We start from the raw sequence: 25,252 nt of genomic DNA on the forward strand, positions 1-25,252 counted from the left end.
TTACTCTCCTAGTCTCTAGCGATCTGCTACAACAACAGTGATGTGGCTTGAACGCTTCAAGATACGATCCGCACGGCCTTTAGCACGAGGCATAATACGCTTCATGATAGGGCCCTCATCTACGAAGATTTTAGCGACATTTAGATCGTCGATATCTGCACCTTCGTTATGCTCCGCGTTTGCGATAGCTGACTCTAGAACTTTCTTAACTAGAACAGCAGCTTTTTTGTTGCTGAAAGTTAGAATTTCTAGAGCTTGGTCTACCGACTTACCGCGAATTTGGTCTGCAACTAAGCGAGCTTTCTGTGGAGAAATACGAGCAAAGTTATGTTTAGCTAAAGCTTCCATCATCTACTCCTTACTTCTTCTTAGCTTTCTTATCTGCAGCGTGACCGCGATAAGTACGAGTTGGTGCAAATTCACCCAGTTTGTGACCGATCATTTCTTCGGTAACGAAAACTGGAACGTGCTGACGACCATTATGGACAGCGATGGTCAAACCAATCATTGTTGGGATGATCATTGAGCGACGGGACCAAGTCTTAATAGGCTTTTTGTCTCCGCTTTCCACCGCTTTCTCTACCTTCTTCAGCAAGTGTAGGTCAATAAAAGGACCTTTCTTGAGAGAACGTGGCATGGCGATTCCTCTTTATATAGATTACTTGTTACGACGACGTACGATGTACTTGTCAGTGCGCTTGTTCTTACGAGTCTTGAAGCCCTTAGTAGGAACGCCCCAAGGAGAAACTGGGTGACGACCACCAGATGTGCGGCCTTCACCACCACCGTGTGGGTGATCAACCGGGTTCATTACTACACCACGTACGGTTGGACGTACGCCGCGCCAGCGTGAAGCACCAGCTTTACCAAGTTCACGTAGCATATGCTCAGAGTTACCAACTTCACCGATCGTTGCACGACCTTCAGAAAGTACTTTGCGCATTTCACCAGAACGTAGACGGATAGTTACGTATGCACCGTCGCGAGCAACGATTTGAGCATAAGCACCAGCCGAACGAGCTAGTTGAGCACCTTTACCAGGCTTAAGTTCAACACAGTGTACAGTAGAACCTACTGGGATGTTGCGCATCGGCAGAGTGTTACCTGCTTTGATTGGCGCATCTACACCAGATTGGATCTGGTCACCTGCGTTAACACCTTTTGGTGCAATGATGTAACGACGCTCACCGTCTGCGTACAGAACTAGAGCGATGTTAGCGCTACGGTTTGGATCGTATTCTAGACGCTCAACTTTCGCTGGGATACCGTCTTTAGTACGTTTGAAGTCAATTACACGGTAGTGGTGCTTGTGACCACCGCCGATGTGACGTACTGTGATACGACCGTTGTTGTTACGACCACCGTTCTTAGAGTTTTTCTCTAGAAGTGGTGCGTATGGCTTACCCTTGTGTAGGTCAGCGTTAACAACTTTAACGACGTGACGACGACCAGGGGAAGTCGGCTTACATTTAACAATAGCCATTTTTAACTACTCCTGTTATTCCGCGCCGCCAACGAAGTCAAGATCTTGACCTTCTTTCAAAGTAACGTAGGCTTTCTTAACGTCTGAACGACGGCCTTCACGCATACCTTGACGTTTGGTCTTACCCTTAAGAACAAGAGTATTTACAGACTTAACTTCAACTTCAAATAGCTTTTCTACAGCTGCTTTGATCTCTTTTTTAGTCGCATCTTTAGCTACTTTGAAAACGATAGTGTTCGCTTTCTCAGCTGCCATAGTTGCTTTTTCAGAGATGTGCGGAGCACGTAGAACTTTTAAGATACGCTCTTCAGTGATCATGCTAGCGACTCCTCAACTTGCTTAACTGCGTCAGCAGTCATTAGAACCTTGTCAAACGCAATTAGAGATACTGGGTCGATACCAGCAACGTCACGCGCGTCAACTTTGTAAAGGTTACGAGCAGCTAAGAATAGATTTTCATCTACTTCGCCAGTAACAATCAGAACGTCGCTTAGCTCAAGCTCTTTAAGCTTAGCTACAAGTTCTTTTGTTTTTGGTGCTTCTACTGAGAAGTTATCAACAACGATTAGACGCTCTTGACGAACAAGCTCAGAAAGAATGCTCTTCATAGCACCACGGTACATTTTCTTGTTTACTTTTTGGCTGTGATCTTGAGGTTTCGCAGCAAAAGTAACACCACCTGTACGCCAGATTGGGCTACGAATTGTACCAGCACGTGCGCGGCCAGTACCTTTTTGACGCCATGGCTTAGCGCCACCGCCAGATACTTCAGAACGAGTCTTTTGAGCACGAGTACCTTGACGAGCACCTGCTGCGTATGCAACAACTACTTGGTGTACAAGAGCTTCGTTGAAGTCACGTCCGAAAGTAGTCTCGGAAACAGTTAGTGCATCAGCACCTTTAACCATCAATTCCATTACTTACTCCTAGACGTTATGCTTTAACAGCAGGTTTTACGATCACGTTGCCGCCTGTTGAGCCTGGTACTGCACCTTTAATAAGAAGCAGATTGCGCTCAGCGTCAACACGTACGATCTCTAGGTTTTGAGTCGTTACACGCTCAGCACCCATGTGACCTGCCATTTTCTTGCCTTTAAACACGCGACCTGGAGTTTGACATTGGCCAATTGAACCCGGTGCACGGTGAGACAAAGAGTTACCGTGAGTCATATCTTGAGTAGAGAAGTTCCAACGCTTAACTGCGCCTTGGAAGCCTTTACCTTTAGATGTACCAGTAACGTCTACTTTTTTAATTTCGTTGAAAAGTTCTACGTTTAGCTCAGCGCCAACTTCAAACTCTTCGCCGTTTTCTAAACGGAATTCCCAAAGACCGCGGCCTGCTTCAACACCCGCTTTCGCGAAGTGACCAGCTTCAGGCTTAGTTACACGGTTAGCTTTCTTAGCACCAGTAGTTACTTGGATTGCTGCGTAGCCGTCGTTCTCTAGAGTTTTAACTTGAGAAATACGGTTCGCTTCAACCTCAACAACAGTTACTGGGATAGAAACGCCTTCTTCAGTAAATACGCGGGTCATACCCACTTTACGTCCGACTAGACCAATCATTATTCTTATCTCCCTTAACCTAGGCTGATTTGAACATCAACGCCAGCAGCAAGATCAAGACGCATTAGAGCATCAACAGTTTTGTCTGTTGGCTCAACGATGTCGATCAAACGCTTGTGAGTACGGATTTCGTACTGGTCACGTGCATCTTTGTTGACGTGTGGAGAGATAAGAACAGTGAAACGCTCTTTACGAGTAGGTAGTGGGATAGGACCACGAACCTGTGCGCCAGTACGTTTTGCTGTTTCAACGATTTCCGCAGTAGAAGCGTCGATTAGCTTGTAATCGAAAGCTTTTAGGCGGATACGAATACGTTGGTTCTGCATGAGACAGAGCTCCAATTATTAAAAATTACACAAACAATATCGCCACTCAAACTCGAAAAGACGAGAGAATGCCGATTGATTTATGTGAAACCGTAGTATCCAAAATTAGGACACATTGTCAGTTAACTTTTGAAGTAAGACGAGCTTACTATTTTTATTAACCGCGAACATAAGCTGAGTATACATTACTAGGCAAAGCCTACTCCTCAGTGCTCATTGGTTCACAACCAGCTTAAGCCAGTGCGGTGCATTATACAGATCACACTTTGGTATGCAAGTGGTGTTTGAAAATTAATCGCGAAAACTTCAAACCCGACCGACTAGTCCGTCATATAACGCAAAAAGCAGAGGCAAGGTGCTCTCTACTTTTTGCGATAATCTTTCCGATTTTAACTAACTACTTTTAGCCATCGTCATCTTCATCAACATATTGAGCTTGTAGGTAGTTTTGGATTCCTGTCATTTTAACAAGACCTAGCTGTGTTTCTAACCAGTCAACGTGTTCCTCTTCATCTTCCAATATTTCAAGGAACAGATCACGTGATACATAGTCATGAATATCTTCGGCATAAGCGATGGCGTTTTTTAGATCTGGGATGGCCTCCATCTCCAAAGCTAAATCGCACTCCAACATTTCCTGGGTATCTTCACCTATTTTGAGTTTGCCTAAGTCTTGCAGATTAGGTAGTCCTTCGAGAAACAAGATTCGTTCTATCAGATGGTCGGCATGTTTCATCTCGTCAATAGATTCATGATATTCCTTATCAGCCAAATGCTTTAGACCCCAGTCTTTGTACATTCGTGCATGAAGAAAATATTGGTTAATGGCAACCAGCTCGTTACCAAGAATTTTATTGAGATGTTGAATTATGATTGGATCGCCTTTCATGAGCACACTCTCCTCTTCGGTTCTTCTAACTGTAGAACCAAATTGAGAAGTGTCAAAAAGCTTGGTTGAGTTTTAAGTAACTAACCAGCTTGCTTAAACAATGTGGCGGCGCTTTCGTTGATGATTTCTTTTGCTGAACGTACACACTTCCCGCATTGACTGCCGAGTGCCGTACATTTCTTAATTCCTTTTATATCAGTAATGCCCTCTTCGACAACGAGTTTTCGGATTTTCTTATCCGATACTCCATGGCATAAACAGACGTACATATTCAAACCTAAACTTATAACTTGAGATTAAATATAAAGAGGAATCATTCTTATTACCAGTCTTATCTTTTACTACTGTTAGACCGTTTTGTTATAGAAAAATCATGCTTTTCACAGGTGGGAACACTTAGCGAAACAGCGTTAAGACTATATTGTGCTAAGTAATTGTATTACCGGATATTAGAGGTACGCGTTAATAGCGCATTTCAAAGTTTTCTTATAACCACTCGTATTTTACTGAAAATAAAAAAGGGAAGCCGAAGCCTCCCTTTTTATGATGCGCCTCTTCTAATGAAGAGAGAGCAAAATCATTCGTTATTAAGCGAAGATTTTAGCTACAACACCAGCACCTACAGTACGGCCACCTTCACGGATAGCGAAACGTAGGCCTTCGTCCATTGCGATTGGAGCGATTAGCTCAACAGTCATTTGAACGTTATCACCTGGCATTACCATCTCTACGCCTTCTGGTAGAGTGATGTCGCCTGTTACGTCAGTTGTACGGAAGTAGAACTGTGGACGGTAACCTTTGAAGAAAGGAGTGTGACGGCCGCCTTCATCTTTAGAAAGTACGTACACYTCTGACTCAAATTTAGTGTGTGGGTTGATAGAACCTTTAGCAGATAGTACTTGACCACGTTCAACTTCGTCACGCTTAGTACCACGTAGAAGTGCACCAACGTTCTCACCTGCACGACCTTCGTCAAGAAGCTTACGGAACATCTCAACACCAGTACAAGTAGTCATTGTTGTTTCTTTGATACCAACGATTTCTACTTCGTCACCTACGCGTAGGATACCACGCTCGATACGACCAGTTACAACAGTACCACGACCTTGGATCGAGAATACGTCTTCGATTGGTAGTAGGAACGGTTGGTCTACTGCACGCTCTGGCTCTGGGATGTAAGAATCTAGTGCTTCTGCAAGCTCAACGATCTTGTCTTCCCATTGCTTCTCGCCGTTTAGTGCGCCAAGAGCTGAACCTTGGATTACTGGTAGGTCATCACCTGGGAATTCGTACTCAGAAAGAAGTTCACGAACTTCCATTTCTACTAGTTCTAGTAGCTCTTCGTCATCAACCATGTCACATTTGTTCATGAATACGATGATGTAAGGGATACCAACTTGACGACCAAGTAGGATGTGCTCACGAGTTTGAGGCATTGGGCCGTCAGTCGCAGCAACAACTAGGATACCGCCGTCCATTTGTGCAGCACCAGTGATCATGTTTTTAACATAATCCGCGTGTCCTGGACAGTCTACGTGTGCGTAGTGACGTGATGGAGTGTCGTACTCAACGTGAGAAGTTGCGATTGTGATACCGCGCTCACGCTCTTCTGGAGCGTTATCGATAGATGCGAAGTCTTTCGCTTCACCACCGTACACTTTTGCAAGTGTAGTACAGATAGCAGCAGTTAGAGTTGTTTTACCGTGGTCAACGTGGCCGATAGTACCAACGTTTACGTGCGGTTTCGTACGTTCAAATTTTTCTTTAGACANGATAGATGCGAAGTCTTTCGCTTCACCACCGTACACTTTTGCAAGTGTAGTACAGATAGCAGCAGTTAGAGTTGTTTTACCGTGGTCAACGTGGCCGATAGTACCAACGTTTACGTGCGGTTTCGTACGTTCAAATTTTTCTTTAGACACGATCGTGTTCCTTCCTAGTTATGATTCGCCACGACCATTATTGGTCGAGACGCGCCAGAAATTGCTATTTTATGCGCCAACTCTCGTTAGCGCAATATTTGGACGCATTAGATCTTTCAAAAAAATGAAAAAAATGCAGCCCTATTGTTTAACCACGCTCTGCAATGATTGCTTTTGCAACATTGTTTGGCACTTCAGCGTACTCACTAAACTCCATAGAGTAAGAAGCACGACCTTGTGTCGCAGAACGTAAATCAGTTGAATAACCGAACATGACAGACAACGGAACTTGTGCACGAATTATCTTCAGGCCAGCTGTCCCCTCGTCCATACCTTCGATGATGCCGCGACGACGGTTAATATCGCCAACAACGTCACCCATCCAGTCTTCTGGAGTAGTTACTTCAACTTTCATCATAGGCTCAAGCAGAACCGGTTGCGCTTCTAGTGCACCCGTTCTGAAAGCCATAGAGGCAGCGATTGTAAACGCCATCTCACTTGAATCTGTTTCATGGTAAGAACCATCATATAGTGTAGCTTTGATATCCAGAACTGGGTAGCCAGCAAGCACACCATTGTTCATCTGCTCTTCAACGCCTTTAGCCACTGAAGTGATAAACTCTTTTGGTACAGTACCATTGGCAATTTCATCCACGAAGACAAAGCCTTCGCCAACTTCTGATGGTTCCAGTTTCAGCCACACGTGACCGTACTGACCTTTACCACCGTGTTCACGGATAAATTTACCTTCCGCTTTCGCTGTACCACGAATTGTTTCACGGTAAGCCACTTGCGGATTACCAACGTTGCAGTTCACGCTAAATTCACGCTTCATACGGTCAACGATGATATCTAAGTGTAGTTCACCCATACCAGAAATCAGAGTCTGGCCTGTTTCGTCGTCCATATCGACGCGGAACGATGGGTCTTCTGCTGCTAGCTTAGCTAGAGCAATTGTCATTTTATCTTGATCAGCTTGTGAGCTCGGCTCTACAACGATCTGGATAACTGGATCTGGGAACTCCATGCGCTCAAGAACAATCTTATGGTTCTGGTCACATAGCGTTTCGCCGGTAGTCACTTCTTTCAAACCAATAATGGCTGCGATGTCACCAGCTCGTACTTCTTTCACTTCTTCACGCTTGTTTGAGTGCATTTGTACAATGCGCCCTAGACGTTCACGCTGTTTCTTCACTGAGTTGTAAGCCGTTTTACCACTTTCAACCACACCAGAGTAAACACGGATGAAGGTTAGAGTACCAACGAATGGGTCGGTTGCGATCTTAAATGCAAGTGCAGAGAACGGTTCGTTGTCATCTGCGTGACGCTCTGCTTCATTCTCGTCTTCGTCGATACCTTTGATTGCAGGTACATCAACTGGAGAAGGAAGGAAATCAACCACTGCATCAAGAACAGCTTGTACGCCTTTGTTTTTGAATGCACTACCACAAGTTGCCAGTACAATTTCATTGTTAAGGGTACGAGTACGAAGGCCTAGCTTAATCTCTTCTTCTGATAGTTCGCCTTCTTCAAGGTACTTATCCATCAACTCTTCAGAGGCTTCAGCCGCCGCTTCAATAAGTTCTGTACGATATTCTTCCGCCATTTCTTGCATGTCTGCAGGAATGTCTTCGTACGTAAATGTCATGCCTTGGTCAGCTTCGTTCCAGTTAATTGCCTTCATCTTGATAAGATCGACAACACCTTGGAAGTTTTCTTCAGCACCGATGTTCAATTGAATTGGAACAGGGGTCGCGCCTAGGCGATCCTTGATTTGATCAATTACACGCAGGAAGTCTGCGCCTGTACGGTCCATTTTGTTAACGAAAACCATACGAGGAACTTGGTACTTGTCAGCTTGACGCCATACTGTCTCTGATTGAGGTTCAACACCAGACGAGCCACAGAACACAACAACTGCGCCATCAAGTACACGCAGAGAACGTTCTACTTCAATCGTGAAGTCAACGTGTCCAGGAGTGTCGATGATGTTGATACGGTGATCTGGGAATTGAGCTTCCATACCACGCCAAAACGTAGTGGTTGCTGCTGAAGTGATTGTGATACCACGTTCTTGCTCTTGCTCCATCCAGTCCATGGTTGCTGCACCATCGTGAACTTCGCCGATTTTGTGAGAAAGACCGGTATAGAACAGAATACGTTCACTTGTGGTTGTTTTACCTGCATCTACGTGAGCAACAATACCGATATTACGGTAGCGCTCAATAGGAGTTTTACGAGCCACGGTTGAATCCTCTTTACTTAGAGACTTAGGGACTATTGCTATATCCAGATTAGTTGCTAAAAAGCATCCCTCTAGAAATAGCAATAGTTCCTAGCATACGCATAGGAACTAAAGAAGTGCTGCAAGGAACCTTGCAGCACTGAAAAGGTATTACCAACGGTAATGAGCGAACGCTTTGTTTGCGTCAGCCATGCGGTGAACGTCTTCACGTTTCTTAACCGCAGTACCTTTGTTCTCAGACGCGTCTAGCATTTCAGCTGCTAGGCGTTGAGCCATAGATTTTTCACCACGCTTACGCGCAGCTTCAACTACCCAACGCATAGCAAGTGCGTTACGGCGAACCGGACGTACTTCTACAGGTACTTGGTAAGTTGAACCACCTACACGGCGAGATTTAACCTCTACCGCTGGGCGAACATTTTCAAGAGCTTCTTCAAATACAGCTAAGTGATCTTTACCAGATTTCTCAGCCATTGCATCTAGTGCAGTGTAAACGATTTTTTCTGCAGTAGATTTCTTACCGTCAACCATTAGGATGTTAACGAATTTTGCCAGCAGTTCAGATTTGAACTTTGGATCTGGAAGGATCTTACGCTGACCGATGACGCGACGACGTGGCATGGATTTTCTCCGTTGTCTTCTTCAGGTTATCCAAAACTTTTCAGTTTCTTCAAAAATTAAAATTAATTTAGTGTTTGGCCTTACTTAACGGATACCATTAAGATTTAGGACGCTTAACACCGTACTTAGAACGACCTTGCTTACGGTCGTTAACGCCAGCACAGTCTAGTGCGCCGCGAACTGTGTGGTAACGTACACCCGGAAGGTCTTTTACACGACCGCCACGGATTAGAACAACACTGTGCTCTTGAAGGTTGTGACCTTCACCACCGATGTACGAAGTTACTTCGAAACCGTTAGTTAGACGTACACGACATACTTTACGTAGTGCCGAGTTAGGTTTTTTAGGTGTAGTAGTGTAAACACGAGTACATACACCACGTTTTTGTGGACACGCTTCTAGTGCAGGCACGTTGCTTTTAACAACTTGCTTTGCACGAGGCTTACGTACCAACTGGTTAATAGTTGCCATTAACTAGCTCCTGAAATTTACTTGAAAGTAAGCTTTGTGAAAAATCTATCCCTAACTACACGTGGCAATTAGGGACGCAAAATTCTATTCAGCAGTGGGATGTGTGTCAAGAAATATACAGATCTTTTTTAGCCATCTAGAGCTAAGGATGCTCTATTCGGTCGATAAAAGTGGGAAAGGACTACCAAGTGATGGATTGTTGATGCTGCTCGGTGAGCGTAACGAAGCCCAAATAGTCCACTTTTGTTAATGATTCCGACACAAGAGTTTGCAAACCACGGCTGTTGAGATCTGCCTCCAGCACAGACACTTCTTCGATATCCATTAACTGCTGCGCAAGCTCATGACTTGGCAATGCTGCGTAAACCGCCTCTTCAGTTAATAATAAGTGTTCGCCGAGCTGACGATAGGTGAGTGCGAGACTGAGCTTTTCAATCGTCTTGATGATGTGCAGCATGTTAAACCTCTAAAATGTGAGTATCTGGTCGCATTGCGCAAATTGCTGCGCCATAGCACTTGGGGCCAATACTTGAGTATCAATCACGAGCTGCTCACTCGATAGTCCAAAGCGCTGTAAACTCTGCTCACATACATAGACCTGCTCGATATCGTAAAGCTCTATCAATTTAAATGCTGCGATATAATCGCGAGATAAAGACTCTCCTGGTTGCTGCTGTTCTAGCAGTTGTGTCACCCCATTACCGACAAAAAACACTAAGATGTCTTCGGTATAAGCTGATGCCGCTAGTAGCGCATCCAGGCCTTCTCTTCCCGATGCGGTACTATGAGGAAAGCTGTTAAATACGTACCCTAACTTTTTCAAAACTGTACTACCCTATCGTGAGTCAACATTGCCTCAGCAAGGCTACCTAAACCCGCTTGCTCAAAACCTTCCGCCAAGTTATGGCTATCAAGCTGATGTTGATTCGCTTCGTCTTCGCTCACCACACCTCGACGCAATGCCGCTGCCACACAAGTTTCCAATCGAACCTCATGTTGTGACGCTAACTTTTGCCATGCTCCAGCAAGATCGAATTCGTCATTAGCCGGTACGGTCAGTGCTGAACCATTGCTCACGCCGTCTTGATAAAAGAAGACACTCTTGAGTTGGTGTCCTCTCTCTATCACTGCAAGCGCAAACTGATAGGCATTTTTCGCAGACTGGGAGCCGTAGATTGGCCCATTAACTAACAGGGTATACGTTAGGCTTGAACTCAACTCTCATCATCCTCTGTTTTACGCTGACGGATATACAGGTAAACCGTATGTTTTGAGATATTTAGGCGCTCTGCAACGCGGTTAATCGCATCTTTAATATCGAAGATCCCTTTGTCGTAGAGTTCCATGACGATTTGACGGTTCTTAGTGTTGTTCGACACCGACTTATCCGCATTGATCTCTTCGATTGTGCGCTCTACGGTTTGGTCTACCAGCTCTTCAACGTCACTTGCAAAGTTCACTGAAGACGCCGCTTCATCTGCATCTTGCGTTGGCATGAACGATTGCAACACTTGTGAGAACGGTGCATCAAGGTTTACGTTGATACAAAGCAGGCCAATAACTCGGTCGTCACCATTACGGATAGCCACCGTAATCGACTTCATTAACACACCACCTTTTGCGCGAGTAAAGTATGAACGAGAGAAATTACGCTTAGAGCCTTCGATATCTTTCAGCATTTTTAGCGCTAAATCGGTGATTGGAGATCCAACCTGACGCCCAGTATTCTCGCCGTTGGCAATCTTAATCGCAGAGGTATTGAGATCCTCTAACGAGTGCAAAACGATTTCACAAAACGGACCAATAAGACTTGCGATGCCATCAACAACGGCCTCATAAGATCTTAGAATGATTTTATCGTGTTCACTGAATGGCATGACATTGACTGATTCCATTTCAAGTAACACATCCGCATTGACTGTTTCTGTAGTAGTCACTTAATTCCTTACCTTCGTGTGAAAAATCAACAAATTTATGTAAGTTTATCAGAAATTTTTAATTGCACACCTAGCTAACATTGCAACTAGTGATTTAGAACAAGTTAAAAAACCAAATACTCAAAATGAAAGCATAAAAAAAGGCCTAACTGAGTTAGGCCTTAGAACACTTCGTGAAACGCTTATTGTGCAGCTGTTTCTTCTGCGTTATCAATCTTCAGTAGCTCAACTTCGAATACAAGCGTTGAGTTTGCTGGGATTGTTGGTGTGTCTTGCTCACCGTACGCTAGCTCTGGCGGGATAACAAACTTGTACTTAGAGCCAACTTGCATTAGCTGTACGCCTTCAGTCCAACCAGGGATTACGCGGTTTAGTGGGAATGTTGCTGGTTCGCCACGGTCGTAAGAGCTATCAAACTGAGTACCATCAGTTAGTGTACCTTTGTAGTGTACTTGTACTGTGTCAGTGTCTTTTGGAGACTCACCTTCAGCTGCAGTCATCACTTGGTATAGTAGGCCAGAGTCAGTTTTTTGAACGCCTTCTGTCTTCTCAAACTCAGCGCGGTACTCATCACCCGCTTTCTTAGTTTCTGCTGATTTCTCCGCAGCTTGAGCTTGCATTGTTTCTGCTACACGCTGATCAAGAGCTTCTAGTGCCGCGCGAGTCTCTTCTTCATTTAATGCTGTGTTGCCTGCGAACACATCTTCGATACCTTTTAGTACCATCTCTTTGTCTAGGTTAATACCTAGTTCGCTTGGCTTATCAATGCTTGTGCTTAGGTAGTTTGCGAATGAAACACCGATTGCGTAAGCCGCTTTGTCGTCTTCTGTTTTAAAGTTTACTGCTTCAACTTTCACTTCTTCGACTTGAGGAGCTTCTGCCTTTGGTTCTTCTTTCTGACAACCAACTGCTAGCATAACCGTCGCGGCAAGCAGTGATACTTTTAAAACTGATTTCATTGAATACTCCAATTAATGGCCAAGCCATTGGTTATTGTGCACAAATCTAATGATTAGATTGGTGTGAATACGTTAGTTATAACAATATACTAGTTCTATGTCTTCTGACACAAACCGGATTGTTAGACGTGATGCGAATATTTTTTCACTCATTACTATATGCAATTGTCATCACTCTGTTAAATGGATGTTTTTTCTTCCAAGAGGATGATCAACGTTGGGATATCGAACCCAGCGGTACCACCAGCTTTGCGCTAAGCAGAGACGGTCGTTTTGCTCTGCTCTATTCCCAACAGAAACACTTGTTGCTTTGGGATTTAGCTGAGAATCAAGAACTCGCGCAGCTTGGAGAGCAAGACCAAGAAAGCTCCCCTGTTACACGAATTAAAATCTCTGACAATGGTCGCTATGCGGTGACAGCCAGTCAGATGAACTTTGCCGTTTGGGACCTGACTTGGACACAAGCCGAAGGGCTTTGGTCGATCTCTGACGGATTAATCCGCGACGTCGACATCTCCAGTAACGGCGAGAAAGTCCTGCTCGGGTTATCAAACGGTAAAGCCATCTACGTGGACTTAGTCACTGGCCGTCGCTTAGAGTTCCTTGCCCATCGAGAAAAAGTCAATTCTGTTTCGCTTTCTTCCAATGGTCGTTATGCACTTTCGGGGGGGAACGACTACAAAGCCTACCTTTGGGATACTGAATCAGGGTTGGTTTTACGTACCTTCGAACACGAACAGCGCGTTGTGCGAGTAGTATTGCAGCGTGATGGTGAATTGGCGTTTACTTCTGATGGTGGAAACCAAGCGATTGTTTGGGACCTTGAAACGGGAGAATCACAAGCAGAGCTGCAAAGCCTATCGCGCCAGCTGATTTTCTCTACGGCTCGATTCTCGGATGACGGTAAGCAGCTAGTCACGGGGACACCTTCCAGTCAGGTCAGTGTATGGGATACACAAACGGGTAAACGGATAGCTCGTTACGAAGCGGAGCCGTTAAAAGATGCTCGCCCTCCTCGTGCGGTAGTGTATGATGCAGCCTTTGATAATCAGAGCCGTGTAATATCGGGAACATCAGCGGGCATAGCCCAAGCTTGGAATGTGGACTAAGAACGATGACAGAGAAGCTAGTTGAACAACTAGAGAGCCGAGTGAATGACCTTGAGTGTCAGCTGGCTTTCCAAGAGCAGACCATTGAAGAACTCAATGAAGCGCTTAGCCAGCAACAGATGTTGATCACTAAGATGCAAGACCAAATGAAATACGTAGTGGGCAAAGTAAAGAACATTGACGGTTCTAACTTGGCTGATGCATCGGAAGAGACGCCACCTCCACACTACTAATGTACGTTGACAATGAGCTGCGGCTTGTTGGGCTGGTTGAAAAACAAAAGGCGACAGAGAATATCTGTCGCCTTTTGTGTATCTGATTGGGAGCTTGAGTTACACCGATGCTTGGCTAGTCATCGGCATAGATCTTAACTTCCACTCGTCCTTCAGTATCGACGCTAGCACGATACATACCCGAGCTGTTCATTGCGAAGTGAATATCGCCTTGGTTGTCAATCGCGATCAAGCCACCTTCCCCGCCCATGGTTTTCAGTTCACCTTGGATGATCTGTTCACATGCGGTATGAACGTCTTCTTTAAGGTAACGCATACGTGCAGCCACATCACTGGCCACCATTTTTCTTAAAAAGAACTCACCCATGCCGGTTGTTGAAACCGCAACGTTTCCATTCTCAGCAATGGTACCCGCACCAATGATTGGCGAGTCTCCTACGCGACCGTATTTCTTATTGGTGACACCACCTGTGCTGGTTGCAGCCGCTAAGTTCCCTGCTTGGTCTAACGCCACTGCACCGACAGTGCCGTACTTTTTGTCATCTGGGTATTTGTCAGCTTGCTGCTCATCATATTTTGCTTCAGACAACGCAAAGAGACCTTTCTCTTTCATCGATTGAAGCTGATCGTAGCGGCGCTCAGTAAAGAAGTAGTCTTGCTCAGTAAAGATATAGTCATGCTCAAAGGCAAACTTCTCGGCACCTTCACCAATCAGTAACACATGATCGCTTTTAAGCATCACATCGCGAGCAAGTTCGATCGGGTTTTTAATGTGGCGTACGCCAGCAATGGCACCTGCATCCATTTCGCGACCATGCATCACAGACGCATCCATCTCAACAAATTCATCATGCGTCAGAACAGAGCCCTTACCTGCGTTGAAATGAGGGCTGTCTTCCATCACTTTGACCGATGCTACTACCGCATCCAAAGCATCGCCACCCGATTGCAATACGTGGTAGCCAGCCAAAACCGACTTTTCCAAAGCATCGGTAATGCCCGCTTTTAACTCATCACTCATTTGCTCTCGCAAGATGGTTCCAGCACCACCATGAATCGCAATTGAAAAAGGCTGTGACATGTAAATTCTCCACTGACATATTCTTATGAGTTGTCGCTATCAATATCATATCCAAAGTCCTATGTCTGATAGCCACAACAAATCTTTTGGTTAGCGTTATTGCTCTCGCTTTGAAACAATAACCTCAATACGAAAAAAGCCTCCGCAAGGGAGGCTTTCATATTCTAAAACTAAACCGTTAACTCGGTATTAGTGAGAACCACAGCTACCGCCGCCGCAGCAGCCGTCTTTTTTCTCTTCACCGTGGTCATGGCCTTCGCCACCACAGCAACCGCCTTCGTGATCATGGTCGTGACCGTGACCGCCACAGCCGCCTTCTTGGTGTACGTGACCGTGTTGAATTTCTTCTTCAGTCGCTTCACGAACAGCAACAACTTCAACGTCAAACGTTAGAGTTTGGCCAGCTAGCATGTGGTTGCCGTCAACAACAACTTCGTCGCCATCTACTTCAGTTACTTCTACTGGGATTGGACCTTGGTCAGTATCTGCTAGGAAACGCATACCAACTTCGATTTGCTCAACACCTTGGAATACGTCAGCAGGAACACGTTGCACTAGTGCGTCGTTGTGCTCACCGTAAGCGTCTTCTGGAGTAACGGTTGCAGAGAACTTGTCACCAGCAACTTTGCCTTCAAGCTCTTTTTCAAGACCTGTAATTAGGTTGTTGTGACCGTGAAGGTAATCTAGTGGAGCTTCTGCAGTTGATTGGTCAACTACTACGCCATCTTCAAGTTTCACTTGATATGCAACACTAACTACTACGTTCTTTTCAATTTTCATGAGAGCTCCAAGGAGGTTTGGACTAAGCTCCAACAATTGAGCTTAGGATAAATTCTGTACCCCGGTATTATGGGGATCAATTAACGAAACTCAATCATTCTGGCTTAAAAATACCGATCATTTCTTGATTCGCATGTTCAGATTTCTCTACAGTTTTCGGTTTGCGCTGCTCTGTGAAGTCACAATCAACACACTCCACCAGCTCAATATTATTCTCAACCCACCAGCGTAGTGTGTCTTGAGTGTTGCAGCTTGGGCAGCTAGCACCAGCAATAAAGCGTTTTTTCTGTTTCACGTTATCTATCCTTTACAACTTGGATTCGTGCCACTCAACGATGGCCATTATCTTTATTATTTTAGGGGCAATGTATTACTGCCAGTAGTTTCGAGATTGATGGTCATTCTCCATCTCATGTCCAAAAATCTCCTCCAACTCTTTACGCGCCTCTTTGGCTCTTTGCGCCAATTCAGCGTCTTCACTGTGCTGAGGAAGCAGATCTTTAAGCATGGCATTATCCAGCTTACGAAAGTGCGCCTCGGCACGCTTGGCTTTGTATGGGTGCATACCTAGCTCGGTGAGAGCTTGCCTTCCCAAGTCTAACGCCCCTAAGAAAGTTTCACGAGAGTAGTTGGTCACACCATGATTCAATAGTTGGTACGCTTCAACACGGCTTCGGGCACGAGCCAAGATCTTTAAGCGCGGAAAATGCTGACGACATAAGTCGACGGTTTTCATGATTTCGTCTGGAGAATCGGTACACAAAATAATCGCTTCGGCTTTATCGGCTCCTGCAGCACGCAATAGCTCCAAGTGGGTCGAGTCACCGTAAAACACCTTATATCCGAACTTACGCAAGATATGAATTTGGCTGGCGTCACTCTCTAAGATGGTAATACGAATCTTATTGGCATACATCAAGCGCCCAATGATCTGACCGAAACGACCAAAGCCAGCGATGATCACGCGAGGGCTGCGATCCACCACATCAGAAGACATCGCATTCTCACTGATTTGATTTAATTGACGCGCAAAGAACTTATCTTGCAGTTTAAGCATCAATGGCGTGGTCACCATAGATAAGCTCACCACTACCAGTAGGAAAGAGACTTGCTCCATGCTCAAGATGCCTTGGGCACTGGCCGCGGTGAAGATAACGAAAGCAAACTCACCACCTTGGCTCAAGATCATCGCCATACGACTGCGTGCTTTGGCTTGTGTACCGAAAATACGAGCGAGGGCGTACAACACCAGACCTTTCATCACCACCAATGCCAATACCGCCATCAAGATTGCAAACGGACTTTCAGCAAGTAAGCCTAAGTTTACGGCCATACCCACAGAGATAAAGAACAAGCCTAGTAACAAGCCTTTAAAAGGTTCAATCGCTATCTCTAGCTCATGACGGTATTCACTCTCGGCCAATAACACACCAGCTAAGAAGGTCCCGAGCGCCATCGATAACCCTATCTGCTGCATGATTACAGCAATACCAATCACCAAAAGGAGCGCTGCGACAGTAAACAGTTCACGCACACCACTTAATACGACGTAGCGAAATAGAGGGCGCAGTAGGAAGTGACCACCGACCAACAAGCCAATCACACCAGCTAACATCCACAGCATATCGGCCCAGCTACCACCTGTATTACCCGCAAGCAATGGCAGCATAGCCAGCATTGGAATTACTGCGATATCTTGAAACAGTAATACGGCAAACCCAGATTGGCCCGCCTCTTTACCACTTAGCTCACGCTCTTCAATAACACGCAGTGCAATGGCTGTTGATGAAAGAGCTAAACCCATACCAATGACCAAACTGGTCTGCCAACTCAATCCAAATAGACAAGCGACACCCGTGATCAGTAAGGTTGTGATGACAACTTGGGCGCCACCGAGCCCCAATATCGGCCCGCGCATCGTCCAGAGCTTTTTGGGATTAAGCTCAAGACCAATGAGAAACAGTAACAGCACCACCCCGAACTCGGAGAAATGGAGAATCGCTTCGACATCGCTAATTAGCCCAAGCCCCCAAGGGCCAATCGCCACACCCGCTAAAAGGTAGCCAAGAACAGACCCTAAACCTGCACGTTGCGCAATCGGCACGGCAACAACCGCAGCCGATAAGAAAATCACACTGCTTTGGAGGAATTCATTGGTTAATGCCATTACTGCGCCTCCCTGTGCTGCTCTTCAAGAAGCTGCAATGGTTCCCTTAACCAGTTTCGGTAAGACTCGGCGTGTTGATAACGTGTCATGTCTGATACATTTCGAGCCCAATGCAGAACCAAAGGCTCTAGCCAATGCATTTGACACAAGGCAGCCGTCAGCTCAAAGGGTTGCAAGATCTCTTGTAGTGGATATTTATTATAGCCCGAAGCACCAAATGCCTCCTCTTTACCACCTGTCGTTATCACGCTGCGCCAGTACTTACCTTTCAACGCACTCTGTTCACCGAACGCAAACCCTTTGCCCAGTACGCGATCAAACCACTCTTTCAATAATGCAGGACAAGAGTACATAAACAGCGGATGTTGAAAGACGATGATGTCATGCTCAAGGAGCAATTCATGTTCAAATGGGACATCAATAAAGAAGTCTGGATAGGCCGCATAAAGATCATGAATTTTAACATGACCGAGCGACTCTATTTTTTTCAGCATCACTTGATTGGCAATCGAGGTTTGGGGCTCTGGGTGAGCAAATATCACCAAGACCTTGGGTACTGTGTTATTTGTAGATAACAAATCACTCATTCCTTTGAAACATTCCTTACAGGGCAAACGGTGGCAATGCCAAGAAAATTCTAACAAAAGTTATTAATATGTTATTGGCATCATAACCCAATTTGCATTGTGATCGACTTTTATCTGGTTTCCGCCTACTATGCAGGCGTCTGTTCACCTCTTAATTCATTGCGATTTCTATGATTACTTTCTCGGATATTCAACTACTGCGCGGCGGTAAACCTCTGCTTGACCAAGCATCTGCGACTCTACACCCTGGCGACAAGGTGGGTTTAGTCGGTAAAAACGGTTGTGGTAAGTCCACACTGTTCGCTCTTATCAAAGACGAACTATCAATTGATGCCGGATCATTCAGTAAACCAGCACACTGGGAGCTGGCATGGGTTGCTCAAGAAACGCCGGCACTCGAGAGAACCGCAATAGAGTACGTAATTGATGGCGATCGTGAATATCGCGGTCTAGAAGAACAGCTGATTAAAGCAGAGCAAGCGGACAACGGTACCCTTGTTGCTGAGATTCACGGAAAAATAGAAACCATTGGTGGCTACAGCATCAAAGCAAGAGCCGCAGAACTTTTGGACGGCTTAGGCTTTAGCCAAGATCAGATGAGTTGGAATCTGACCCAGTTCTCTGGTGGTTGGCGTATGCGTCTAAACCTAGCACAAGCGCTATTGTGCCGCAGTGACTTACTATTGCTTGATGAACCGACCAACCACTTGGATTTAGACGCCGTAATGTGGCTAGAGCGTTGGCTGCAAACCTACCCTGGCACATTGATCCTAATCTCGCACGATAGGGACTTCCTAGACCCAATCGTCAATCGCATTGTTCACGTTGAGAACCAGAAGCTCAACGAGTACACAGGTAACTACTCATCATTTGAGAATCAACGTGCCCAGAAGTTAGTACTGCAACAAGCGATGTACCAGAAGCAGCAAAAGCAGATGGCGCACATGCAGAGCTACATCGACCGCTTCCGCTACAAAGCCTCTAAGGCTCGCCAAGCACAAAGCCGTATCAAAGCGCTCGAAAAGATGGAGCAAGTGTTACCAGCTCAATTCGACAACCCATTCAGCTTTGAATTTAGAGAACCTGATGCTCTGCCAAACCCTATCTTGATGATGGATGAAGTATCCGCAGGCTACGGTGATAACCTGATCCTAGAAAAGATCCGCTTGAACCTTGTTCCTGGTAGTCGCATTGGTCTACTCGGCCGTAACGGTGCGGGTAAATCGACGCTGATCAAGCTGCTTTCTGGTGAACTGAAACAACAAGCGGGTGAGCTGAGCTATTCGCAGGGTGTAAAAATCGGCTACTTTGCACAACATCAATTAGAGACACTGCACCCAGAAGAGACGCCGCTGCAACACATGATGCAGATTGCACCGAAGCATACGGAGCAACAACTGCGTGATTACTTAGGTAGCTTTGGTTTCCAAGGTGATAAAGCACTTGATAAGGTCGCACCGTTCTCTGGTGGTGAAAAGGCTCGCTTGGTACTGGCTCTGCTGGTTTGGCAAAAGCCGAACTTACTGCTACTCGATGAACCAACCAACCACTTGGATCTCGACATGCGTCAAGCGTTAACCATGGCGTTGCAAACCTTCGAGGGCGCAATGGTGATTGTATCGCACGACAGATACTTACTGCGTGCAACTACCGATGACCTATATCTAGTGCATGACCGCCAAGTTGCACCTTTTGACGGCGACCTCAACGACTATTACAAGTGGCTGACTGATCAGCAAAAACTCGAGCGTAAAGAGGCTCAAGCGCAAGCTCCTGCTAAAGATGGTGCCAATAGCGCAGCGGCAAAGAAAGAGCAGAAACGTCGTGAGGCAGAGTTTAGAAAACTAACAGCGCCACTGCGTAAAAAGCTGACTCAGTTCGAGAAGCAGATGGACAAGTTCACAGCCGATCTTGAAGACGCTGAGCAGCAATTGTCTGATACTTCTCTGTATGAAGCCGAAAACAAAGCTAAACTTAATCAAGTACTCGCGCTCCAAGCAACAAGTAAATCTCAGCTTGAAGAGGTTGAAATGGAGTGGATGTCTGTTCAAGAAGAGCTTGAGCAGATGGAACAGGATATGGAAAACTTATGAGTTCAGAGCATGCGTCAACCACACTAACACTAGAGAGACTTTGGCAATTTAGCCTCAGTTATTATAGTGCTCGTGGCGTCAAAGATGCATGCCTAGCCCTACAAAACCAATATCATGGCAATGTAAACCTACTGTTGCTCCTCAAATGGCTAGATGAGCAACAGATGGCTTTCGAAAAAACTGAATGGCATCACATTCAACAATGCTTAGGTCGTTCAGAGTCGCTGCTTCTTAGCTATCGAGAACTGCGCAAACATCTCAAACCTCATGTAGTCGACTCACTTTATAGAGAAGCATTGCAATTCGAACTTCAGCTAGAAAAGCAGCAACAATCTGACCTTGTCGACTGTATCAATGGTCTTCCTCTAACATTGAACACCGATATACCCTTGGTATTGCAGTACTGCCGCCTACTCTCCGCCGAGTCACTTTATGAGTTCTTTTCAGAGCCATTGGCACCGGAAGAACACAGAGTAATAAACTAGACATCACGCTACTGCACTTAAGTTTCAATGCATTAGCTACGTCAATTCTTGGTCAACACTCATCACTCACCACTTGCACAGCTCGCCAAGATAGACCAAGCTCAAAGAGAAACGCGAGTGATATCTCAGCCCCAGAGAATGATGGAACCTCTACTATGACAATTTTTACCGCTGCGACTGGCCTATCTAACCCCCACCTTCAAACCTTAGTCCCTAGGTTTATTCGCAAGCAGGCGTTGTTCCACCCTCATTGGCAAACATTGGAAACACCCGACCATGATTTTCTCGATCTCGCATGGAGCGAAGACCCAAGCAATGAAGGTCTAGACCGCAAGCCAATTTTCGTACTATTTCATGGTCTTGAGGGCAGCTTTGAAAGCCCTTACGCTAATGGCCTTATGAATGCCTTCGCTGAAGATGGGTGGTTATCGGTAATGATGCATTTTCGTGGCTGCAGCGGTAAGCCCAACCGTCTAGCTCGTGCTTACCACTCAGGCGAAGTGGAAGACGCACGCTTTTTCTTAAGAAACCTGCATGCTCAGTTTCCTAATAATCCTAAAGTGGCGGTCGGTATCTCTTTAGGCGGTAACATGTTAGCCAACTATCTGGCTGAATACGCCGATGATCCTCTGCTCTCTGCGGCCACTATCGTCTCAGCGCCGTTTGATCTTGCCAGTTGCTCAAGTCGAATCGAAAAAGGGTTCTCTAAGGTTTACAAGAAGTACTTGTTGAACTCACTAAAATCCAACGCACTCAAGAAAGAGAAGCTGCTTTCAGAAAAATTAGGCATCACAGCAGATACGATCAAGAAGATCGAGAAACTGTATGAGTTTGATGATTTGATCACAGCACCTCTACATGGATTTAAGAATGCTCAAGACTACTATGCGCAATGTTCTGCGTTGCCGAAGCTTAATCGCATCAAGCTGCCCACGCAGATCATTCATGCCAAAGACGATCCTTTCATGACCGATGATGTGATTCCTAAGTTCATTCTGCCAGATAACATTGATTACCGACTGTTTCAGAAAGGCGGACATGTGGGCTTTATTACAGGCAGTACCTTTAACCCTAAGTTTTGGTTAGAAGAAGCACTGCCTGCCTACTATGAAAGTATTCAGGATTCGGCATAATAGCGCCACAATAAGGTAAATTGACAGCGGCTATGCTGCACTCATTCACCTTTACAAACACATACCCATGAACATAAAAGAGAGATGTATTTATGATCATTCCATGGCAAGACATCGCGCCTGAAACTCTAGACAATCTGATCAAAGAGTTCGTGCTCAGAGAAGGCACCGACTACGGTGATGTTGAGATCTCACTGCAATCCAAAATCGACCAAGTGAAACAGCAACTGCAATCAGGGGAAGCGAGTATTGTTTTTTCTGAGCTGCATGAAACCGTCGATATCCAACTCACTAAACGCTTCTAGGCTGCCATAAAAAAATAGCCGTGTTATAGTGGAAAACGATTGCTAACAAGTAAGTTATTCTAACGACAAGGGTTGTCATGTCCGCTAAACATCCAATTATTGCGGTTACGGGTTCTTCAGGAGCCGGAACCACCACCACCTCAGAAGCCTTCCGAAAAATGTTCAACATGATGGACGTAAAGGCTGCTTGGGTTGAAGGCGATAGTTTCCACCGCTTTACTCGTCCAGAAATGGATGTCGAGATCCGTAAAGCTCGAGAGCAAGGCAAGCACATCAGTTACTTCGGCCCGCAAGCCAATGATTTTGGTGCGCTTGAAGAGTTCTTTCGTCAATATGGCAACGAAGGTACAGGGCAAGTCCGACGCTACCTGCACACCTTTGACGAAGCGGTGCCTTACAATCAAATGCCAGGTACCTTTACTCCGTGGCAAGAGATCCCTGAAAACTCGGATGTGATGTTTTACGAAGGCTTACATGGTGGTGTCGTCGATGGCGACGTCAACGTATCACAGCACGTTGACCTGCTGATTGGCATGGTACCCATCGTAAACCTAGAGTGGATTCAGAAGTTCGTCCGAGACACACGCGATCGTGGGCATTCCCGTGAAGCAGTGATGGACTCCATTGTTCGCTCTATGGATGATTACCTCAACTACATCACTCCACAGTTTTCGCGCACTCATATCAATTTTCAGCGAGTTCCGACTGTTGATACCTCTAACCCACTTAATGCAAAAGGCATCCCTAGCCTCGACGAAAGTTTTGTAGTTATTCGTTTGCGTGGTATCAAAAACGTCGATTTCCCGTATCTACTCGCTATGATTGATGGCTCATTTATGTCACGTCATAACACGCTTGTTGTGCCAGGTGGGAAAATGAGCTTTGCTATGGAGCTCATCGTGAGACCTATCTTACAACAGCTCATCGAAACGGGAAAAATTGGCTAACGGAATAGCATTCTGGTTGATTACTTTTCATACCGTGATCATGTGCACAATTTTGCGTAAAAAATCGTAGCTTGGTCACGATTAAAATCAAGAAATAGTGACTGAAAAAGGATACTATTCTTAACCGAAACACAAGATAGCTTGCAGCACAGAACAAGTGCTCTTATCCTAAGAAGTCAAATTCAGGCTTAGCTAAAATATGGAAAGCGGCAAGCATACCCTGCAGAGGAAGTGAGATATTATGGTTCTAGGTAAACCTCAAACCGATCCAACATTAGAGTGGTTCCTTTCACACTGTCATATTCATAAGTACCCTTCAAAGAGTACTCTGATTCACGCTGGTGAAAAGGCAGAGACCCTGTACTACATCGTTAAGGGTTCTGTGGCAGTTCTTATCAAAGACGAAGAAGGTAAGGAAATGATTCTTTCTTACCTAAACCAAGGCGACTTTATCGGCGAACTTGGTCTATTCGAAGAAGACCAAGAGCGAACTGCATGGGTTCGTGCAAAATCTCCTTGTGAAGTTGCAGAGATTTCTTTCAAGAAATTCCGTCAACTTATCCAAGTGAACCCAGACATCCTGATGCGCCTTTCTGCGCAAATGGCTAGCCGTCTTCAAGTAACCAGCCAAAAAGTTGGTGACTTAGCGTTCCTTGACGTTACTGGTCGTATCGCACAAACGCTACTAAACCTAGCGAAACAACCTGATGCGATGACTCACCCAGACGGCATGCAAATCAAGATCACTCGTCAAGAGATTGGTCAGATTGTTGGCTGTTCACGTGAGACTGTAGGTCGTATCTTGAAGATGCTAGAAGAGCAAAACCTAATTTCTGCTCACGGTAAAACTATTGTGGTTTACGGTACTCGTTAATCTCGATTGACCGAGCAAAAATTCAAAAGCCACCAAATGCAAATTTAGTGGCTTTTTCTTTATCTAGATACGAGATACGAGATACGAGATACGAATGAAACACATCAGGCTCTCGCCTTGTAAACTTTCTCGAAGCGAAGCGTACCCGAATCTCTAGGGCAACCCCGTGCTCGTAGCTTCAATTATCCGTTAGTGCTCTCGAAGATCTTATCCGCTGAAGCAGCAACAAATCCGGTATAAAGCTCGCCATTGGCCATTGGGTAGCGCTTAGCAAACTCATAGAAACCACCTGGAACCAACTCTACCCCTTCTGAGAACTCAACCTTAACTTTGTCAGCCATTGTTGATGATTGCTCTAGTAGAACCTCTGGAGAGCCTTTTACTTGGCCACCGACACTGTTGATTGTAAAGCCAGACGCACTCAGGTGATCATTCACAGCTTGTACTTCGGTGAACTCATTTAGCTGATTCACACTCACGGTAAAGTGGTTAGCACCGTAACCGTGCGCCGCCAACCAAGAAGCGTATTCGCTCTCTGTCGCCAGTTGTTTGTAATCTTGGAAATCCAAGTTCCATAAGCGACCACCGAATAGGAAGTCGTGACCTTCTAGCTTGCTTGCATCTACCTGCGCCACCAACTTCGCAACAATCGCTTGTAGCTCAGAAGAACACTCTTCTACTTTCAATTCACTGATGAACACTTTTGGTTGGTTTGGATCTGGATGTTCAAAGTGCTTAGCCACTAGCTTTTTGCTTTCAAACACGTAGTCACCACACGCTTTATAGCCAAGTGCCAAGAAGGGTTTAGCCAGCGTATCAATCCCCAAAGGTGCGACATTAAATGTACGCAGCGCGATGTGATCATTAATGAGGTCTTCCTCTTCTTTCAACAGCTGATGTACCTTCTCAGCGGATGGGCAGAGGCGTTCGATATAGTCTTCCCACAGGGATTTGAACAGTAGATCGGGTGTCATGGTGACTCCTTGTCGGGTTCTAGCAAGCTAGAGGATTGGATTAGAAAATGAGAGGCTGCGACAAAAA

The 25,252-nt window shown here is 45.5% G+C and carries 32 protein-coding genes; 8 read left to right on the plus strand and 24 right to left on the minus strand.

What is annotated here, in order from left to right; all coding sequences use genetic code 11:
- Positions 1-15: 15 nt before the first annotated feature.
- The 18 genes from rplV to fkpA form a co-directional block, all read right to left on the minus strand.
- Complete coding sequence (gene rplV / locus L1D60_RS15260) at positions 16-348, minus strand: 50S ribosomal protein L22 (protein WP_032553332.1); 333 nt, start codon at positions 346-348, stop codon at positions 16-18.
- A 10-nt stretch (positions 349-358) separates the two neighbouring features.
- Positions 359-637 carry a 30S ribosomal protein S19 gene (gene rpsS, locus L1D60_RS15265; protein ID WP_004736729.1) on the minus strand — a complete coding sequence of 93 codons (279 nt, stop codon included), beginning with the start codon at positions 635-637 and terminating at the stop codon, positions 359-361.
- 21 nt (positions 638-658) lie between these two features.
- Positions 659-1,483: a 50S ribosomal protein L2 gene (gene rplB, locus L1D60_RS15270; protein WP_032553333.1), complete on the minus strand. Its 825-nt coding sequence runs from the start codon at positions 1,481-1,483 to the stop codon at positions 659-661.
- A gap of 15 nt (positions 1,484-1,498) precedes the next feature.
- On the minus strand, positions 1,499-1,801 hold the full coding sequence (gene rplW, locus L1D60_RS15275) for a 50S ribosomal protein L23 (RefSeq protein WP_004736765.1): 303 nt from the start codon (positions 1,799-1,801) through the stop codon (positions 1,499-1,501).
- Positions 1,798-2,400, minus strand: coding sequence for a 50S ribosomal protein L4 (rplD, locus tag L1D60_RS15280; protein WP_032553334.1), 603 nt, complete (start codon positions 2,398-2,400; stop codon positions 1,798-1,800). Before rplD ends, rplW begins: the two co-directional genes overlap by 4 nt.
- 16 nt (positions 2,401-2,416) lie before the next feature.
- The gene (gene rplC, locus L1D60_RS15285) at positions 2,417-3,046 is read right to left on the minus strand and encodes a 50S ribosomal protein L3 (RefSeq protein ID WP_004738804.1); all 630 of its coding nucleotides are present in this window, start codon (positions 3,044-3,046) and stop codon (positions 2,417-2,419) included.
- Between the two features lie 14 nt (positions 3,047-3,060).
- Complete coding sequence (gene rpsJ, locus L1D60_RS15290; RefSeq protein WP_001181007.1) at positions 3,061-3,372, minus strand: 30S ribosomal protein S10; 312 nt, start codon at positions 3,370-3,372, stop codon at positions 3,061-3,063.
- Between the two features lie 403 nt (positions 3,373-3,775).
- Positions 3,776-4,261, minus strand: a complete 486-nt coding sequence (gene bfr / locus L1D60_RS15295) for a bacterioferritin (RefSeq protein WP_032553335.1) — start codon at positions 4,259-4,261, stop codon at positions 3,776-3,778.
- A gap of 80 nt (positions 4,262-4,341) precedes the next feature.
- Entirely contained in the window at positions 4,342-4,530 is a 189-nt protein-coding gene (locus L1D60_RS15300; protein ID WP_032553336.1) for a bacterioferritin-associated ferredoxin, read from the minus strand.
- A 318-nt stretch (positions 4,531-4,848) separates the two neighbouring features.
- Entirely contained in the window at positions 4,849-6,183 is a 1,335-nt protein-coding gene (tuf, locus tag L1D60_RS15305; protein WP_239841886.1) for an elongation factor Tu, read from the minus strand.
- 148 nt (positions 6,184-6,331) lie between these two features.
- Complete coding sequence (gene fusA, locus L1D60_RS15310) at positions 6,332-8,428, minus strand: elongation factor G (protein WP_239841887.1); 2,097 nt, start codon at positions 8,426-8,428, stop codon at positions 6,332-6,334.
- Between the two features lie 150 nt (positions 8,429-8,578).
- A complete protein-coding gene (rpsG, locus tag L1D60_RS15315) occupies positions 8,579-9,049 on the minus strand; it encodes a 30S ribosomal protein S7 (RefSeq protein ID WP_004737195.1) in 471 nt (156 codons plus the stop codon).
- A gap of 97 nt (positions 9,050-9,146) precedes the next feature.
- A complete protein-coding gene (gene rpsL, locus L1D60_RS15320; RefSeq protein ID WP_004399892.1) occupies positions 9,147-9,521 on the minus strand; it encodes a 30S ribosomal protein S12 in 375 nt (124 codons plus the stop codon).
- A 181-nt stretch (positions 9,522-9,702) separates the two neighbouring features.
- Positions 9,703-9,978 carry a sulfurtransferase complex subunit TusB gene (gene tusB, locus L1D60_RS15325; RefSeq protein ID WP_239841888.1) on the minus strand — a complete coding sequence of 92 codons (276 nt, stop codon included), beginning with the start codon at positions 9,976-9,978 and terminating at the stop codon, positions 9,703-9,705.
- A gap of 9 nt (positions 9,979-9,987) precedes the next feature.
- The gene (tusC, locus tag L1D60_RS15330; protein WP_239841889.1) at positions 9,988-10,344 is read right to left on the minus strand and encodes a sulfurtransferase complex subunit TusC; all 357 of its coding nucleotides are present in this window, start codon (positions 10,342-10,344) and stop codon (positions 9,988-9,990) included.
- Positions 10,341-10,739 (minus strand): sulfurtransferase complex subunit TusD, encoded by a 399-nt coding sequence (tusD, locus tag L1D60_RS15335; RefSeq protein ID WP_239841890.1) that lies wholly within the window; start codon positions 10,737-10,739, stop codon positions 10,341-10,343. The genes tusC and tusD overlap by 4 nt, the downstream gene beginning before the upstream one ends.
- Entirely contained in the window at positions 10,736-11,458 is a 723-nt protein-coding gene (locus tag L1D60_RS15340; protein ID WP_032550043.1) for a transcriptional regulator, read from the minus strand. The genes tusD and L1D60_RS15340 overlap by 4 nt, the downstream gene beginning before the upstream one ends.
- 182 nt (positions 11,459-11,640) lie before the next feature.
- Complete coding sequence (fkpA, locus tag L1D60_RS15345) at positions 11,641-12,417, minus strand: FKBP-type peptidyl-prolyl cis-trans isomerase (protein WP_239841891.1); 777 nt, start codon at positions 12,415-12,417, stop codon at positions 11,641-11,643.
- Positions 12,418-12,548: 131 nt separating this feature from the next.
- Between fkpA and L1D60_RS15350 the strand changes: the two genes are divergently transcribed.
- Positions 12,549-13,526, plus strand: a complete 978-nt coding sequence (locus tag L1D60_RS15350; protein WP_239841892.1) for a PQQ-binding-like beta-propeller repeat protein — start codon at positions 12,549-12,551, stop codon at positions 13,524-13,526.
- Between the two features lie 5 nt (positions 13,527-13,531).
- On the plus strand, positions 13,532-13,759 hold the full coding sequence (locus L1D60_RS15355) for a SlyX family protein (protein ID WP_239841893.1): 228 nt from the start codon (positions 13,532-13,534) through the stop codon (positions 13,757-13,759).
- A 115-nt stretch (positions 13,760-13,874) separates the two neighbouring features.
- Here the strand turns inward: L1D60_RS15355 and L1D60_RS15360 are convergent, their stop codons facing one another.
- The 5 genes from L1D60_RS15360 to kefG all read right to left on the minus strand — a co-directional run bounded on the left by L1D60_RS15360 (position 13,875) and on the right by kefG (position 18,374).
- Positions 13,875-14,840, minus strand: coding sequence for an isoaspartyl peptidase/L-asparaginase (locus tag L1D60_RS15360; protein ID WP_239841894.1), 966 nt, complete (start codon positions 14,838-14,840; stop codon positions 13,875-13,877).
- 189 nt (positions 14,841-15,029) lie between these two features.
- Positions 15,030-15,620: a peptidylprolyl isomerase gene (gene slyD / locus L1D60_RS15365; RefSeq protein ID WP_004737185.1), complete on the minus strand. Its 591-nt coding sequence runs from the start codon at positions 15,618-15,620 to the stop codon at positions 15,030-15,032.
- Positions 15,621-15,714: 94 nt separating this feature from the next.
- Positions 15,715-15,915: a YheV family putative zinc ribbon protein gene (locus tag L1D60_RS15370; RefSeq protein WP_017632113.1), complete on the minus strand. Its 201-nt coding sequence runs from the start codon at positions 15,913-15,915 to the stop codon at positions 15,715-15,717.
- A 75-nt stretch (positions 15,916-15,990) separates the two neighbouring features.
- The gene (gene kefB / locus L1D60_RS15375) at positions 15,991-17,787 is read right to left on the minus strand and encodes a glutathione-regulated potassium-efflux system protein KefB (protein ID WP_239841895.1); all 1,797 of its coding nucleotides are present in this window, start codon (positions 17,785-17,787) and stop codon (positions 15,991-15,993) included.
- Entirely contained in the window at positions 17,787-18,374 is a 588-nt protein-coding gene (gene kefG, locus L1D60_RS15380; RefSeq protein WP_239841896.1) for a glutathione-regulated potassium-efflux system ancillary protein KefG, read from the minus strand. Before kefG ends, kefB begins: the two co-directional genes overlap by 1 nt.
- A 170-nt stretch (positions 18,375-18,544) precedes the next feature.
- Between kefG and L1D60_RS15385 the strand changes: the two genes are divergently transcribed.
- The 6 genes from L1D60_RS15385 to crp all read left to right on the plus strand — a co-directional run bounded on the left by L1D60_RS15385 (position 18,545) and on the right by crp (position 24,211).
- Positions 18,545-20,467: an ABC transporter ATP-binding protein gene (locus tag L1D60_RS15385; RefSeq protein WP_239841897.1), complete on the plus strand. Its 1,923-nt coding sequence runs from the start codon at positions 18,545-18,547 to the stop codon at positions 20,465-20,467.
- Positions 20,464-20,952 (plus strand): TIGR02444 family protein, encoded by a 489-nt coding sequence (locus L1D60_RS15390; protein WP_239841898.1) that lies wholly within the window; start codon positions 20,464-20,466, stop codon positions 20,950-20,952. Before L1D60_RS15385 ends, L1D60_RS15390 begins: the two co-directional genes overlap by 4 nt.
- A gap of 155 nt (positions 20,953-21,107) precedes the next feature.
- Positions 21,108-22,085, plus strand: coding sequence for a hydrolase (locus L1D60_RS15395; RefSeq protein WP_239841899.1), 978 nt, complete (start codon positions 21,108-21,110; stop codon positions 22,083-22,085).
- Between the two features lie 92 nt (positions 22,086-22,177).
- A complete protein-coding gene (locus L1D60_RS15400; RefSeq protein ID WP_239841900.1) occupies positions 22,178-22,390 on the plus strand; it encodes a YheU family protein in 213 nt (70 codons plus the stop codon).
- A gap of 77 nt (positions 22,391-22,467) precedes the next feature.
- Complete coding sequence (locus L1D60_RS15405; protein ID WP_032550028.1) at positions 22,468-23,337, plus strand: phosphoribulokinase; 870 nt, start codon at positions 22,468-22,470, stop codon at positions 23,335-23,337.
- Between the two features lie 241 nt (positions 23,338-23,578).
- Positions 23,579-24,211, plus strand: a complete 633-nt coding sequence (crp, locus tag L1D60_RS15410) for a cAMP-activated global transcriptional regulator CRP (protein WP_004410522.1) — start codon at positions 23,579-23,581, stop codon at positions 24,209-24,211.
- Between the two features lie 182 nt (positions 24,212-24,393).
- On the opposite strand, the gene L1D60_RS15415 is transcribed toward crp, so the two are convergent.
- A complete protein-coding gene (locus L1D60_RS15415) occupies positions 24,394-25,185 on the minus strand; it encodes a DUF1338 domain-containing protein (RefSeq protein ID WP_239841901.1) in 792 nt (263 codons plus the stop codon).
- Between the last annotated feature and the right edge of the window lie 67 nt (positions 25,186-25,252).

Source organism: Vibrio sp. Isolate30, assembly GCF_022397975.1.
Classification (GTDB): Bacteria; Pseudomonadota; Gammaproteobacteria; order Enterobacterales; family Vibrionaceae; genus Vibrio; species Vibrio fortis.